General features: G+C 69.2%; 13 protein-coding genes. 6 read left to right on the top strand and 7 right to left on the bottom strand.

Annotated elements, in window-relative coordinates; translation table 11 throughout:
• The first annotated feature begins 52 nt into the window (after window positions 1–52).
• From ACIBL3_RS04830 to ACIBL3_RS04840, 3 genes are all read left to right on the top strand, one after another.
• Complete coding sequence (locus tag ACIBL3_RS04830; protein ID WP_396351823.1) at window positions 53–535, top strand: GNAT family N-acetyltransferase; 483 nt, start codon at window positions 53–55, stop codon at window positions 533–535.
• A gap of 102 nt (window positions 536–637) precedes the next feature.
• On the top strand, window positions 638–2,284 hold the full coding sequence (locus tag ACIBL3_RS04835) for a hypothetical protein (protein ID WP_396351824.1): 1,647 nt from the start codon (window positions 638–640) through the stop codon (window positions 2,282–2,284).
• Window positions 2,285–2,294: 10 nt separating this feature from the next.
• Window positions 2,295–3,245, top strand: a complete 951-nt coding sequence (locus tag ACIBL3_RS04840) for a hypothetical protein (protein ID WP_396351825.1) — start codon at window positions 2,295–2,297, stop codon at window positions 3,243–3,245.
• Between the two features lie 4 nt (window positions 3,246–3,249).
• Here the strand turns inward: ACIBL3_RS04840 and ACIBL3_RS04845 are convergent, their stop codons facing one another.
• From ACIBL3_RS04845 to ACIBL3_RS04875, 7 genes are all read right to left on the bottom strand, one after another.
• Entirely contained in the window at window positions 3,250–4,695 is a 1,446-nt protein-coding gene (locus tag ACIBL3_RS04845; RefSeq protein ID WP_396351826.1) for a diguanylate cyclase domain-containing protein, read from the bottom strand.
• A gap of 71 nt (window positions 4,696–4,766) precedes the next feature.
• A complete protein-coding gene (locus ACIBL3_RS04850) occupies window positions 4,767–5,513 on the bottom strand; it encodes a sugar phosphate isomerase/epimerase family protein (RefSeq protein ID WP_396351827.1) in 747 nt (248 codons plus the stop codon).
• Window positions 5,514–5,532: 19 nt separating this feature from the next.
• The gene (locus ACIBL3_RS04855) at window positions 5,533–6,348 is read right to left on the bottom strand and encodes a sugar phosphate isomerase/epimerase family protein (RefSeq protein ID WP_396351828.1); all 816 of its coding nucleotides are present in this window, start codon (window positions 6,346–6,348) and stop codon (window positions 5,533–5,535) included.
• Window positions 6,345–7,499 (bottom strand): dihydrodipicolinate synthase family protein, encoded by a 1,155-nt coding sequence (locus ACIBL3_RS04860; protein WP_396351829.1) that lies wholly within the window; start codon window positions 7,497–7,499, stop codon window positions 6,345–6,347. The genes ACIBL3_RS04855 and ACIBL3_RS04860 overlap by 4 nt, the downstream gene beginning before the upstream one ends.
• Window positions 7,496–8,659: a Gfo/Idh/MocA family protein gene (locus tag ACIBL3_RS04865; protein ID WP_396351830.1), complete on the bottom strand. Its 1,164-nt coding sequence runs from the start codon at window positions 8,657–8,659 to the stop codon at window positions 7,496–7,498. Before ACIBL3_RS04865 ends, ACIBL3_RS04860 begins: the two co-directional genes overlap by 4 nt.
• Before the next feature lie 11 nt (window positions 8,660–8,670).
• Entirely contained in the window at window positions 8,671–9,405 is a 735-nt protein-coding gene (locus tag ACIBL3_RS04870) for a cupin domain-containing protein (protein ID WP_396351831.1), read from the bottom strand.
• A gap of 231 nt (window positions 9,406–9,636) precedes the next feature.
• Window positions 9,637–11,043, bottom strand: coding sequence for an FGGY family carbohydrate kinase (locus tag ACIBL3_RS04875; protein ID WP_396351832.1), 1,407 nt, complete (start codon window positions 11,041–11,043; stop codon window positions 9,637–9,639).
• Window positions 11,044–11,178: 135 nt separating this feature from the next.
• Between ACIBL3_RS04875 and ACIBL3_RS04880 the strand changes: the two genes are divergently transcribed.
• Genes ACIBL3_RS04880 through ACIBL3_RS04890 form a run of 3 tightly spaced genes read left to right on the top strand, consistent with a single transcriptional unit; the run spans window position 11,179 to window position 14,300 of the window.
• Window positions 11,179–12,075, top strand: a complete 897-nt coding sequence (locus ACIBL3_RS04880; protein WP_396351833.1) for a nucleoside hydrolase — start codon at window positions 11,179–11,181, stop codon at window positions 12,073–12,075.
• Window positions 12,072–13,376: an ABC transporter substrate-binding protein gene (locus ACIBL3_RS04885; RefSeq protein WP_396351834.1), complete on the top strand. Its 1,305-nt coding sequence runs from the start codon at window positions 12,072–12,074 to the stop codon at window positions 13,374–13,376. Before ACIBL3_RS04880 ends, ACIBL3_RS04885 begins: the two co-directional genes overlap by 4 nt.
• A 9-nt stretch (window positions 13,377–13,385) precedes the next feature.
• Window positions 13,386–14,300 (top strand): carbohydrate ABC transporter permease, encoded by a 915-nt coding sequence (locus ACIBL3_RS04890; protein ID WP_396351835.1) that lies wholly within the window; start codon window positions 13,386–13,388, stop codon window positions 14,298–14,300.
• Window positions 14,301–14,385 lie beyond the last annotated feature (85 nt).

The following is a 14,385-nucleotide window of genomic DNA, read 5'->3' on the forward strand; positions in this document are numbered from 1 at the left end:
CGGGGAGGAGCCCAGCTTTCCGGCGCTTGGTGTCCTGGGAGTTAATGGTCCAATGCGGACTGACGAACGAGTACGACGGGCGCGGCCGGACGACGTGCCGGCGATCGTGGAACTGGTCTACGGCCTGGCCGAGTACGAGCGGGCTCCCGACGAGTGCCGGCTGACCGCCGAACAGTTGCAGACCGCCCTGTTCGGCCCGGAGCCGAAAGTGTTCTGCCACGTCGCCGAGCACGAGGGCGTGGTGGCCGGCTGTGCGATCTGGTTCCTCAGCTTCTCCACCTGGCGCGGCGTCCACGGCATCTACCTGGAAGACCTCTTCGTCCGCCCCGAAACCCGCGGCAGCGGCCTCGGCAAGGCCCTCCTGGTCGCCCTCGCCCAGGAATGCGTCCGCAACGACTACGAACGCCTCGAATGGTCCGTCCTCGACTGGAACACCCCCGCCATCGACTTCTACAAGTCCCTCGGCGCCCTGCCCCAGGACGAATGGACCACCTACCGCCTCACCGACGAGCCGCTCACGCGCCTGGGTTCTTGACCCCGTGGTTGCAACTTCCTGCAATTGCGGGGAAAGGGGGAGCGGGATCGCGTCGAGCCGGGCAAGATAGGGCGGCTATCGGTTCGAGTACCGGGTGGGGACATGGGTGGGGAGTTGCGGGTTACGGAGGTGGACGGGATTCCCGTCTACTGGGTGCCTGGTGAGCAGCGGATGCGGGCCGGGTTGTGGTTCCGGGTGGGGCTGGCGGACGAGACGCTGCCCACCCACGGCTGGCTGCATCTGCTCGAACACCTTGCCCTGCACGGGCGGGACACGATCCGTACGCCGGTCAACGGCCACGTCAGCATGCTGCACACCAGCTTCGACGTGGAAGGCGAGCCCGACGACATCGCCGAGTTCCTGCAGCACACGTGCCTGTGGCTGTCGGATCCGGACTTCACCGACCTGGAACACGAGCAGCGCGTCCTCCGAGCCGAAGGCGCCACGCGTGGTGGCGGTGCGGTCGCGTCGCACCTGCTTTGGCGTTACGGAGCGCAAGGACCTGGCCTGGCCGGGTACGACGAGTTTGGGCTGCACACGGCCGACGCGGATCGCCTTCGGGCGCTGGCGGCGGACGCCTACACCCGCGGCAACGCCGTACTGGCTCTCACCGGTCCGCCTCCGGCCGGACTGCGGTTGCCGCTGAACGACGGCACGCGCTGGAAGGCGAGCCGCCCGACGCAATGTGACCAGCCGATGCCGGGTGCATTCCCGGGACCTGAGGGCTCTGTCGCGATGTCGGGTGTCGTGCCGCGTTCGACGGCGGCTGTCGCTTTGGTGCGGGCGCTGCGGCGTGGTCTGGAGGGCGGCTTCCGGCACGGTGCCGGAGTCGGCTACAGCGGTTGGGCGTCGTACGAGCTCGTGGACGCCGAGCACGCGATGGTGACCGCCGGGATGGACATCCTGCCCGAGGCGCGGTCGACCGTCGTCGCCGAGACCACGACCGTCCTGCGCCGGCTGCGGGACCGCGGTCCGGACCCCGCCGAGCTGCGCGACGACCTGGACCAGGAGCTACGACGACTCAAGACCGAGCCGGCCGAGAACTGGCTGCCGTACCTGGCCGCCCGCGAGGTGCTGCTCGGGCGTCCGCCGACGGACCGCGATCAGCTGGCGGCCGAGCTCGATGCCGTGACGGTCGACGAGGTCCGGGAAGCCGCCCGGGCGATGTGGAGCAACCTGCTGTTGTCGGCGGATCCCGAGGCCGCTCGCGATCCCCAGCTGAGCTGGAACGGTGGCCCGCCGCGGGCCAGTGCGCCTTTGGGGCAACAGTTCAAGCACCTCGGTCGACCGGTGGCCAAGGCCGTGCTGACCGTGGGCCGCAGTGGCGCCCACGTCGACACCACCAGGGGCGAGACCTCGGCGTCGTACGACGAACTGGCCGCCGTCGTCGCCTTCCCCGACGGCGGACGGCTGCTGATCCGGCGGGACGGCTACCAGCTTCCGATCGAGCCCGCGCTGTGGAAGAACGGGCAGCAGGCGGTCGCGGCGGTCGACGCCGCGACCGCGGTCGCGCTGCGGGTCCCGATGCCGGCCCGCGAGCCCGACGAGATCCCGCGGAGCTCGGTGACCCGGTGGGACAAGGCGGCGTACTGGCTGAAGCGGCCGACGCTCTGGGTCCTCGCGGCTCTGGTCGGTGCGATCGTGCTGGCGCTGGCGACCGGGATGTCGTTCGGAGACCTGCCACCCGCCACGTTCGCCGTCCTGGTCGTCGGCATCGTGGTGGGCTACCGCGAACACCGCAAGAAGTGAGGTGCTGCCGATGAAGTGGCCACGGAAGACCCCGCCTCCGCCCACGATGGTCCTCGATCCGTGCCTGGGTGATCCCACCGCCCGGCGGCTGTACGACGCACTGGAGAACCGCGAGTGGTCCGCGGCTCGCGCCGTACTGGCCGCTGTCGATCACCCTGACGACCGCGCGTTCTACCTGGATGTCTGCGGAGCCGTCCCCGGCGTACAGGTCTGGATCGGGCACCACACGCCCGACGACAACTTGGCGCAGTTGGTCCGCGGCGCGCACGCCGTGCACTGGGCCTGGGATGCGCGTGGCGGCTACGGCGCGCAGTACACCTCCCGCGATCGGTTCGAGCTCTTCTTCGAGCGACTGCGCCTCGCCGAGTCGTATCTGTACGACGTGATCAGGCGCGACGCCGAGGAGGTGTCGGCATGGGCGTTCCTGATCCGCACGGCGCGCGGACTGCAGTTACCGCTGGAGGACGGCGAGTTCCGTTATCTGGAGGCGACGAAACGCCACCCGAGCCACTGGAAGGCGAACTTCGAGTGGATGCAGACGCTCTGCGGGAAGTGGTTCGGCAGTGACGAGCAGATGCACCGGTTCGCCCGCGACGCCGCGACCCGCAGCCCGGGCGGCAGCATGGTGCACGCCCTCGTCGCGCTTGCCCACCTCGAGATCACTGTCGAGCTGGACGCGAACCAGACGACCGGATACATGACCCAGCCGAACGTCCGGGCCGACCTGCGGACCGCGGCCGAGCTTTCCATCTGGCACCCGGCCGCCGACCTGCGTCCCGGATCGGCCGGTCCGTTGAACATCTTCGCTCTGGCCTTCAGCCTGAGCGCCGATCCGGCGGCTGCGGCCGCTGTCTTCCAACAGTTGGGCGAGCGCCCGACCGAGCAGCCCTGGGGCTATCTCGGCGGCGACCCCGGCCAGCGGTTCCTCGAAGCCCGGGCTCGGGTCACCACCGGCTCCTGATCCGTCAGCGTTCCCGCTTGCGTTGCTGCTTGGTGAGGTACATGGCCTGGTCGGCGATGTGCAGCAGGGTGTCCAGGTCGGTGGTCTCGGGGGTGATCGGGGCGGTGCCGATGCTGGTGGTGACCTCGACGGTGATGTTGGGGAGCGGGCGACTGACGGCGGTCTCGAGGCGACTGATCAGCGCGGCCAGGTCGTCGTCGGCGATGTCCTCGGCCAGGATGGCGAACTCGTCGCCGCCGAGCCGGGCGACGGTGTCACCGTGCCGGACCTCGTTGGCCAGCCGGGCGGCGATCTCGCGCAGCGCCCGATCGCCGGCCTCGTGACCGTAGCTGTCGTTGACCTGCTTGAAGTGGTTCAGGTCGCAGAACAGCAGGGCGCCGCGACGGCCGCTGGCGCGGGTCCGCTCCAGCGCGGCGGCGAACCGGTGCTGCAGCAGGCGACGGTTCGGCAGGCCGGTGAGCGGGTCGTGCGCGGCGTGGTGGCGGAGCTCGCGTTCGGCGTCCTTGCGGGCGGTCACGTCGTCGACCTGGACCAGCAGGATCCGCGGCTGCCCCTCGGCGCCGACGATGGCCGCCGTACCGCCGAGCCAGATGTCGTTGCCGGCGGGCGGCGAGAAGATCCGCTCGAACCGGTACGTGCCATTGCCGGCCGCGACCTTCTCGAGCTCCTCCCGGGACAGCGACGGGTCCTCGTCGCGCAGGAACTCGAGCAACCGGGCGCCGACGAGTTGGTCGGCGGCGTACCCGGTGATCCGGCTGAAGGCGTCGTTCACGCGCAGGATCCGGCCGGCCTCGGGCCCGTCCAGCGCGACCGTCGCCATCCCGTTGCCGGCGCCTTCGAACACCATCCGGAACGTGGTCTCGCTGGCCTCCAGCCGGGCCTTCTCGGCCAGCAGCTGATCGGTCAGCCGGGCCTTGTCGATGGCCAGCCCGGCCTGGGTGGCGAAGATCTCCAGCAGCTCCCGGTGGATCGGCCCGGGCCGGCGATGGTCCTCCGGCAGGTCGACCGCCAGCATCCCGACCAGCTCGCCGACCGGCGAGTACAACGGCGCGAACAGCGCGTCCAGTGGATGCCAGGCGGCCGGGTCGTCGGACACCGGTACGTCGGGCACCCAGCCGATCACCTCGCCCTCCGGCAATCGCTCGTGCGGCACGAACCGCAGCCGCCCCCACTCGTCCGCGATCGCGAACTCGGCGTCGAAGATGTCCGCCGAGCTGATCGTCCCGAGCAGCGCCTCGCGGGCCTCCGGCGACCCGGCGACCGCGATCACCTCGAACTTCCCGTCCGGCTGCCGCAGGTTCAGTACCGCGATCCCGAACCCGAGTCCGGTCACGACGCCGTCGACGACCGCCTGCAGGGTTTCGGCCAGGCTGCGCCCCGCACCCATCCGGGCGCTCACCTCGTACAGGCGCCGAACGGCCGTCAGCCGAACAGTCGGTTCGTTCTGCACGCGACGAGCTTAGGCCGATCTCACCGGACGTGAGCAGTTGTAACCACGGCTGATCCGGTTAAGCGTTTGGCTCAGAACCGGAGATCGGACAATCCGCGGTAGCTGCGTTCGGCGGACTGCCAGGCGTCGGCCGGCTTGTCGTGCTCGACCAGCCACTGCTCGACCCCACCCTCGGCGGCGTACGCGAACATCGCGGCGAAGTCGAGCTTGCCGGCGCCGACGTCCTCCCAGGAGCCGTCCTCGGCCATGTCCTTCACGTGCAGCGCCGGATAACGGCCCGGGTGGTTCCGGAAATAGTGGATCGGGTCCTTGCCGCCGTTGACCACCCAGTACAGGTCGAGCTCGAAGCCGAGCAGCTCGGGGTCGACCTCGAGCAGGATGTCGAACAGTACCTGCCCGTCGACCTCGTCGAAGTCCCGGCCGTGGTTGTGGAAGAGCAGCTTCAGCCCGGCGTCCCGAGCCGCCTTCCCCGCCTCGGTGAACGCGGCGGCCGCCGTCCGGAACCCCTCCACCGAGTGCTGCTCGGAGGGAATCGACGGTACGACGACCCACTGCGCACCCAGCGTCTTGGCGTCGGCCAGCGCGCCGGCCCAGTCGTCGGACATCCGGTCGTACTTCACGTGCTCCAGCACGATCGACAGCCCGGCCTCGTCCGCGAAGGACCGGATCTTGTCCGGTGAGTGACCGAACCGGCCGCTCACGCCCACCGTGCGATACCCGATACCGGCCAGCCGCTTCAGTGTTCCCGGGTAGTCCTCGGCCAGCACATCCCGCATCGTGTACAGGTGCATCCCGATGCCGTCGGCGGGGATAGTCATACAGGCAGCTCCTCGGTCGCTAGATGACGTGCTCCTGATACCGCTCCAGCGCCAGGTCGAAAACCTCCTGACCGGGCGCGTCCCACAGCTTCTGGTTGAAGATCTCGACCTCGATCGGCCCGTCGTACCCGGCCGCGTCACAGGCCTCGCGGAGGCGGCGCAGCTCGATCGAGCCGTCGCCCATCATGCCGCGGCCGAGCAAGGTGTCCTCCGGCAGCGGGACGACCCAGTCGCTCACCTGGTAGGACAGAATCCGCTCGCCGGCCCGCTCGATCTGCCGGTAGAGGTCCGCGTCCCACCACAGGTGGTAGGCGTCCACGATCACCCCGACCTGGGACGCCGGGAACTGCTCGGCCAGGTCGAGAGCTCCGGACAGCGACGACACCACACACCGGTCCGAGCAGAACATCGGGTGCAACGCCTCGACCGCGAGCTTCACGCCGCGTTCCTCGGCGTACGGCGCCAGCTCGGCCAGCCCGTCCCGGACCATCGCGCGGGCCCCGTCGATGTCCCGTGACCCCGGCGGCAGGCCGCCGCTGACGAGCACGAGTACGGAGGTCCCGATCGTCGCCGCCTCGTCGATCGCGCGGCGGTTGTCCTCGATCTTCGCCTTCCGGTCGACCGGGTCCGTCGAGGTGAAGAACCCGCTCCGGCACAGCGACGACACTTTCAGGCCGGCGTCCGCGACCAGCTTGGCGGCCTGATCGACGCCGTACTCCTGGATCGGCTCACGCCACAGGCCGATCCAGGACAGCCCGGCCGTGGCGCTGGCCGCGACGACGTCCTCGAGCGGCCAGTACTTCGTCGTCGCCTGGTTCAGGCTGTAGCGGTTCACGCGTCCACACCACCCACACGCAGCAGCTGCCGGAACCGTGAAACGGCCAGCTCGGGATTCGTCAGTACGCCGGCTTTGTCAGCGAGCCGGAACGTGTCCGCAAGGTGCGGCAACGACCGCCCGGTCTGCAGGCCACCGACCATCGTGAACCCGGGCTGGTGGCCGTTCAGCCAGGCCAGGAAGGCGATTCCAGTCTTGTAGTAGTACGTCGGCGCCGAGAAGATCTGCCGGGACAGCGCGACGGTCGGCTCGAACACCTCGTCGTACCGCTGCAGGTCCCCGTCGTCCAGCGCCTTCAACGCGGCCGCGGCCGCCGGGGCGATGGCTGCGAAGATCCCCAGCAGGGCGTCGCTGTAGGCATCGTCATCGCCTTTGATCAGCGCGGGGTAGTTGAAGTCGTCGCCGGTGTAGAGGCGCACGCCCTCGGGCAGCCGGTTGCGCAGGGCAACTTCACGGGAAGCCTCGAGCAGCGAGACCTTGATGCCGTCGACCTTCGCGGTGTTGTCGCCGATCAGCTCGATCACCACGTCGGCGGCGGTGTCCAGCGAGTCGCTGCCCCAGTAGCCGTCGAGCGCCGGGTCGAACATCGCACCCAGCCAGTGCAGGATCACCGGTCGCGACGACTGGCTCAGCAGTCGGTCGTACACCTTCCGGTAGTCGTCCGGCGAGCTCGCCGCCGCGCACAGCGCCCGGCTGGCCATCAGGATCGGCTGCGCGCCGACCTCCTCGGCGACCGCCAACTGCTCCTCGTAGGCGCCGATCACGGTCTCCAGCGGGTGGTTGCCCGCAGCAAGTTGATCCGTGCCGACCCCGACCGCGATCCGGCCGTTCGGAGCCTCCGCGGCGGACCGCCGGATCAGCTCCTGCGTCGCGGCCCAGTCCAGACCCATCCCGCGTTGCGCGGTGTCCATCGCCTCGGCGACCGACAATCCGAGCGACCAGAGGTGCCGGCGGAACCCCAGCGTGTGCTCCCAGTCGACCACGGCGGGCTGTCCCGGCGAGTTGTCACCCAACGGATCCGCGACGACGTGGGCGGCGGCGAACGCCAGCCGCGACCGCGCCGGCTCGTAGGTGCCTTGGGCAACGGGTTCGCCCACCAGCTGGTAGGACGACAGACCGCCGTCCAGAGGGAGCGTGAGCGAGAGCGTCACGGCTTGCCCTCGAGGTCGAGCGGCGGCACCTCGAGCTTGCGGCCCTCGCGCCACGACTGCAGGCCGAGCTCGGCGAGCTGCACACCCTTGGCGCCCTCGACGAAGTCCCAGGTGAACGGCGCGTCGTCGACCACGTGCCGCAGGAACATCTCCCACTGCACCTTGAAGCCGTTGTCGAACTCCTCGTTGTCCGGCACCTCGGCCCACTGGTCACGGAACTTCTCGGTGGCCGGCAGGTCCGGGTTCCAGACCGGCTTCGGCGTCACCGACCGGTGCTGCGCCCGGCACCGGCGCAGGCCCGCGACCGCGCTGCCCTCGGTCCCGTCCACCTGGAACTCGACCAGCTCGTCGCGGAACACCCGGGTCACCCAGGACGAGTTCATCTGGGCGACGATGCCGCCCTCCAGCTCGAAGACGCCGTACGCCGCGTCGTCCGCGGTGGCGGTGTACTCCTGGCCCTGCTCGTCGTACCGGGTCGGGATGTGGGTCGCGCCCTGGCAGTAGACCGACTTGACCGGGCCGAAGATCTGGTCGAGCACGTACCGCCAGTGGCAGAACATGTCGACGATGATGCCGCCGCCCTCTTCGGACTTGTAGTTCCAGGACGGCCGCTGCGCCTCCTGCCAGTCACCCTCGAACACCCAGTAGCCGAACTCGCCGCGGACCGAGAGGATCTGGCCGAAGAACCCGCCGTCCACCAGCCGCTTCAGCTTCCGCAGGCCGGGCAGCGAGAGCTTGTCCTGGACCACGCCGTTCTTCAGGCCCGAGTCGCGGACCAGCCGGGCCAGGTCGACGGCGGCCTCCAGGCCCTCGGCGATCGGCTTCTCGCAGTAGATCGCCTTGCCGGCCTCGACCGCCGCGCGGACACCCTTCTCGCGCAGTTGGGTGAGCTGGGAGTCGAAGTAGATCTCCACGTCCGGCTCGGCCAGCGCCTCGGCCAGGTCGGTGGTCCAGCGGGTCAGCTCGTACTTCTCCGCGATCCGGCGCAGCTTGAGCTCGTTGCGGCCGACCAGGATCGGCTCGGGGATGATCATGGTGCCGTCGGCGGCCGGGATGCCGCCCTGCGCACGGATCGCCACGATGGAGCGCTCGAGGTGCTGGCGCAGGCCCATCCGGCCGGTGACTCCGTTCATCACGATGCCGATGCGTCTCTCGTTCACAGTCTTGCCTCTCACGAAGTGATGTCGTAAATGTCGAGGCGACCGCACATGCCGTGCCGGCCGAACTCGGTGGGGGCGGGAAGGTCATGGAGCTCTGCGGTCTGCAGGTGCGGCGCGGTACCGGCCTCGAGGGCGTCCAGCGCGGCGCCGGTCTCGTCGGCGAGCCGGCGGGCGCCCTGCTCCCAGCGGCGTCGCCAGTCGGCGAGCTGCGGCTGGACGATCCGGACCGCGGCCGCGTAGAAGTCGTCGAGCGCCGTCGGGCCGTCCGCCTCGACCGACTCGCGCAGTACGGCGAAACCCTCGAGCGCGAGGTCGCGGCGGGCCATCGCGGACGGGGTCCGCGCCTCACCCTCGCCGGTGAGGGCAGTCGCCTTCAGGTACGTCTCGCGGTCGGTCAGGTGCTCGGGCGGTAGCGTGAGTACGGCGTCGCCGGCCTCGGGGAGACCGGAGTTCGACATCAGCGTGAGGATCTGCAGCTCGCCGCCGTTCACCAGCCGGTGGATGGTGCCGGGGTCGAACCAGACCACGGTGCCGGCCTGGAGCGGGGTCTCGGCGAAGCCCTTCGGGGTCAGCGTCTGGACCGCGCCGGCGCCGGCGATCACGTAGTACCCCTCGGAGCAGGCCAGGTGGACGTGGGGCGTGCCACCGACCAGGCCGTCCGGGGCCTCGATGTCGTACACGGACAGCCGCGAGATGCCGATCCCGCCGGGGAGTGCCACCGCAGCACCCGGCTCGAACTCGCACATGCCGAAGCCTCCCTCGCCACGAGCCTTGGAAAGGGCTTTCCAGGCCTTGTGACCGCAACCTTAGGTGGGCTGTCACGACGAGTCAACCTGTAACGGAAAGCGATCTCCGACCGCATCCGGTCACCCGCTCACTGTCACCCTCTGGTTGGCTGACCCACCGGGATGAGGGTTGGCCCACCGGATTCCGGTAGGGGAACCCACACGCTGGTTGGCTGACCCACCGGAGGGGGGTCAGGTGGTGCGGGTCGCGGCGACGGCGGCGGACCAGTGGGTACGGCGGTTCGCTCGGGAGGCGGCGTCGATCGCCGGCTCGAAGGTGCGGGCGGAGCGGCTGTCAGCCCAGCCGGTGGTCTCGCCGAGCGTGGTCCAGGCCAGTTCGGCGGCGCCGAGGGCGCTGACCTCGGCGACGTCGGACGCCTCGACCGGGTGGCCGAGCAGGTCGGCCTGGGTCTGCATCAACAGCCCGGAGACGGTCGCGCCGCCGTCGGCGCGGAGCCGCCCGGGAGTGCCCGGGATAGTGTCGACGATGTCGCAGATCTGGTGCGCGACCGCGTCCACGGACGCCCGCGCGATGTGGGCTCGGGTGGTCGAACTGCTCATCCCGGTCAGCGCGGCACGGGCGTTGCGATCCCAGTGCGGCGCCCCGAGCCCAGCGAACGCCGGCACGAGTACGACGCCGCCCGCATCCGGCACGGTGTCCGCGAGCTCTACGAGTGCACCGACGTCGGGCACGCCGAGCATGCCGGCCGTCCACGCGAGCGCCGCGCCGGACGACACGATGTTCCCTTCGAGCGCGTAGAGCGGCTGATCCGTCAGCCACGCGAGCGTGCAACCGTCGGCGACGAACGCGTCGACCGGCGTCATCACCGACGACCCGGTCCCGTAGGTCGCCTTGATCATCCCGGGCTGCGTGCATCCCTGCCCGTACATCGCGGCGTGCGAGTCGGCCAGTACGGCGACGATCGGGATCCCGTCGGCGAGTCCCGGAACGCCTTTGGTGTGGCCGAATCCGCCGTTCGACGGCCGCACCTCCGGCAGGACCGACCGCGGTACGCCGAAGGCCTCGAGCAACGACGTGGACCAGTCGAGGTCGAGAACGTCGTACAGCAAGGTGCGGGACGCGTTGCCGGCCTCTGTTAGATGCTCTTGGCAACCAGTCAGGCGATGGACCAGCCAGGAGTCGACGGTGCCGACGCGATCGGGTTTCGCGTTCTCGAGCAGCCAGTGCAGCTTGGGGGCGGAGAACATCGCGTCCACCCGCAGACCGGTGCGCTCGCGGACCAGGTCATCGAGCTCAGTTGGCAGCGCGGCGCACCAGGATGTCGTCCTGACGTCCTGCCAACCGATGACGGGCCCGACCGCCTCGCCTGTGTCATTCCACCCGACGACCGACTCACGCTGCGTGGACAAGGCGATCCCGACCACCTCAACCGCGCCGGCCGACGCCAAACACGCCGAGATCGCCGCGAGCACGCTCTGCCACAGCCCCTCGGCGTCCTGCTCCGCCCAGCCCGGCTGCGGCGTCGACAGGCCGACCGGCGCGGACCCGGTCGCCAGCACAGATCCGTCAGCGCCGACGAGCACCGCTTTCGAGTTGGTCGTGCCCTGGTCGACCGCAAGCACAGCAGATCCACCCACGTCGAGCGCCCTTTCGATCGGACAACTTTCAACCGAGGTCTTGACGGGACTCTAGCGCCGTGGTGAAACTCAGGTCGACAGGTTATGCACTACTGAATATCTATTCAAAGTGACGAGTCGAGGAGGTCAGCACAGGTGGCGAAGCCGAGTAGACGCCGGGTGATCATCAACACGGACGCCAAGAACGAGGCGGACGACCAGTTCGCGATCGTGCACGGGCTATTGTCGCCCACCTTCGACATCCGCGGGCTGATCGCCGCGCACTTCGGCACCCGGCGGTCGGACCGGAGCATGGCGGAGTCGCGCGAGGAGATCGACCTGCTGCTGGACCTGATGGACCTGACCGGCCAGGTCCCGGTCGCGGACGGGGCGCCGACCGGGATTCCGGACGAGCAGACCCCACTGGACTCGCCCGGCGCGCAGTTGATCATCGAGGAGTCGAAGCTGGCCTCGAAGGACGACCCGCTGTTCGTGTCGTTCCTCGGCCCGCTGACCGACATGGCCTCCGCGATCCTGCTGGACCCGGAGATCGTGCACCGGGACGTGATCGTGATCTGGATCGGCGGCCGCGGCTACCACGGCTACACGTCGTACCCGGGGATCGAGTTCAACCTGTCCAACGACATCCACGCCGCGAACGTGGTGTTCGGCTCCGGGATGACGGTCTGGCAGGTGCCCAGCGACGTGTACACCAAGGTCTCGGTGAGCTACGCGGAGCTCGACGAGAAGATCGGCGACGCCGGGCCGCTCGGCAAGTACCTGATCGAGCAGTTGCACGAGTGGAACGCCACCTACCACGGCGAGCCGATCGAGTCCCGGTCCCTCGGTGACTCACCCGCGATCGCCCTGATGCTGTACCCCCGCAGCGGGGACATGCGGGTCCGGCCGGCGCCGCGGTTCGGCGTCGACGGCTGGTACCTGCCCGGGACCGACAACCCCATCAGTGTCTGCGAGCAGGTCGACGTCCGGTTCCTGCTGGAGGACATGTTCGCCAAGATCCGCCGCTTTGCCCGCCAAAGGAGCAAGTCATGACAGGCAACACCTTCACCCGCCGTGGATTCCTGGGTCTCACGTCCGCCGCCGCAGCCGGCGTCGGTCTGTCCGCCTGCACCGGGGGTGGTGCGTCGACCAGCGGGAGCGGTGGCGCCACCGGCGCGGCCTCGAACAACCTGCGCCTGTTCACCTACGAGGGTGACGAGACGATCGGCCTGCTGAAGGCCCAGGTCAAGAAGTTCGACGAACAGAACGGTACGACGACGACCGTCGACAGCCTGCCCGGATCGGGCGCGGCCGTGTACCCGGACAAGCTGCGCACCGAGCTGCTCGGCGGGAAGGGCCCGGATGTGTGGCGGATCTGGGGCGGCCAGATCGGGGCGCCGTTCGCGAAGGCCAAGCAGGCGCTCGACCTGGCGCCGTACTACTCCAAGTACGGCTGGGACTCGAAGATCAACACCTCGGCGATCGGCGGGATGACGTTCGACGGCGTGAAGACCGGGGTGCCGTTCGTGTCCCTCGGGATCGGCGCCTGGTACAACAAGTCCCTGTTCGCGAAGGCCGGGGTGAGCGCCCCGCCGACGACGTACGCCGAGCTCGAGGCGATCAACGACAAGCTGGTCGCGGTCGGGGTGACTCCGCTCGGGACCGGGGGCAAGTACGGCTGGCACATCATGCGGCTGTTCGAGTACCTGCTCGAGCACACCGCCGGACCGGAGCTGCACGACAAGCTGCTGACCGGTGCCGAGAGCTGGGACCGGGCCGAGGTGGTCGAGGCGTTCACGCTGTTCAAGAAGTGGCAGGACAAGAAGTGGATGCCGCAGGGCGCGCTCGGTCTCGACCCGGCCGACATCGAACCGGCGTACGTCCAGGGCAAGACGGCGTACACGATCACCGGGCCGTGGACCGAGGCGGCCGCGATCCTGACCGCGAAGAAGAGCCCGGCCGCGTTCGGCAACTTCGAACTGCCCACCGACAAGCAGCCGGCCCGGCACTCGGGCTTCGTCGAGGGCTACATGATCAACGCCAAGACGGGCAACGCCGACAAGGCCGCGGCGCTGATCGACTTCATCGTGAAGCCCGAGACGCAGAAGGCGATGCAGGTCAGCGCCTCGACGGTCAAGGGCGCCGAGCCGGACCCGAAGGCGCTGCCGCTGTCGGCGGAGTGGGCGCAGAAGTACGGGAGCAACCCGTTCTACACGATCCAGGACCAGGCGTTCCCGAAGAAGGAGGCCGACCAGTACTTCAGCGTGCAGAGCGACCTGTTGCAGGGCTCGGTCACGCCGGACGCGGCGGCGAAGAAGATGCAGGAGATCGTCTCCGCCTGGGCGAAGGGCTGAGTAGGGCTCATGGCGACGGTCGCACTCTCCAAGCCTGCTAAGGCCGCGAAGGTCAAACGGGGTGGCAAGTGGTCACCCTGGTTGTTCGCCCTGCCCGCCTTGGTGGTGTACGTCGCGTTCCTGGTGTACCCGGCGTTGTCATCACTGTGGTTCAGCCTGACCGACTGGGACGGCCTGAGCGCGACGTACAGCTTCGTCGGGCTGCAGAACTACGTCGACCTGCCGAAGGACCCAGTCGTGGTCACGGCGGTCCGGAACAACGTGATCTGGACCGTCGTGACGATCGTGGTCCCGACCGTCATCGGGCTCGCGCTGGCGATCGCGCTGAACGGCAAGGTGCACGGCAAGCCGGTCCTGCGGCTGATCTTCTACACGCCCGCCGTGCTGCCGCTGGTCTCGATCGCCTCGATCTGGGGCTGGCTCTACAACCCGCAGTACGGCGCGATCAACTCCTTCCTGCGACTGCTCGGGCTGGACGGGTTGGCGCAGCCGTGGCTCGGGCAGGACTCGACCGCGTTGTGGGCGGTGATGGTGCCGGCCATCTGGTTGCGCACCGGCTTCCCGATGCTGCTCTACCTGGCCGCCCTGCAAGGGATCCCGAACGAGCTCTACGAGGCCGCGACGGTCGACGGCGCGAGCCGTTGGCAACAGTTCTGGCACGTCACGATGCCGAGCCTGCGGCCGGCCCACTACATCGTGCTGGCGTTGTCGCTGATCGACTCGTTCAAGGTCTTCGACATGATCTACGCGATGACGTACGGCGGCCCCGGTACGGCGACGCAGGTGATGGGCACGTGGATGTACGCCAACGTCTTCCAGTACTACCAGGCCGGTTACGGCACCGCGATCGCCGTGGTGATCACCCTGGTGGCGATCGCCGTCGGCATCCCGTACGTCCGGTCCCAGACGAAGGAGGCGTCATGACTGTGCTTTTGGCCGGGCCTCCGGCGCCGGCGTGGTCATGGGGCTGGAACTCCCGGCCTTCCCTCGTCACTCCAGTCGCTTCGCT

This window comes from Kribbella sp. NPDC050124 (genome assembly GCF_044460355.1).
Lineage (GTDB): Bacteria > Actinomycetota > Actinomycetes > Propionibacteriales > Kribbellaceae > Kribbella.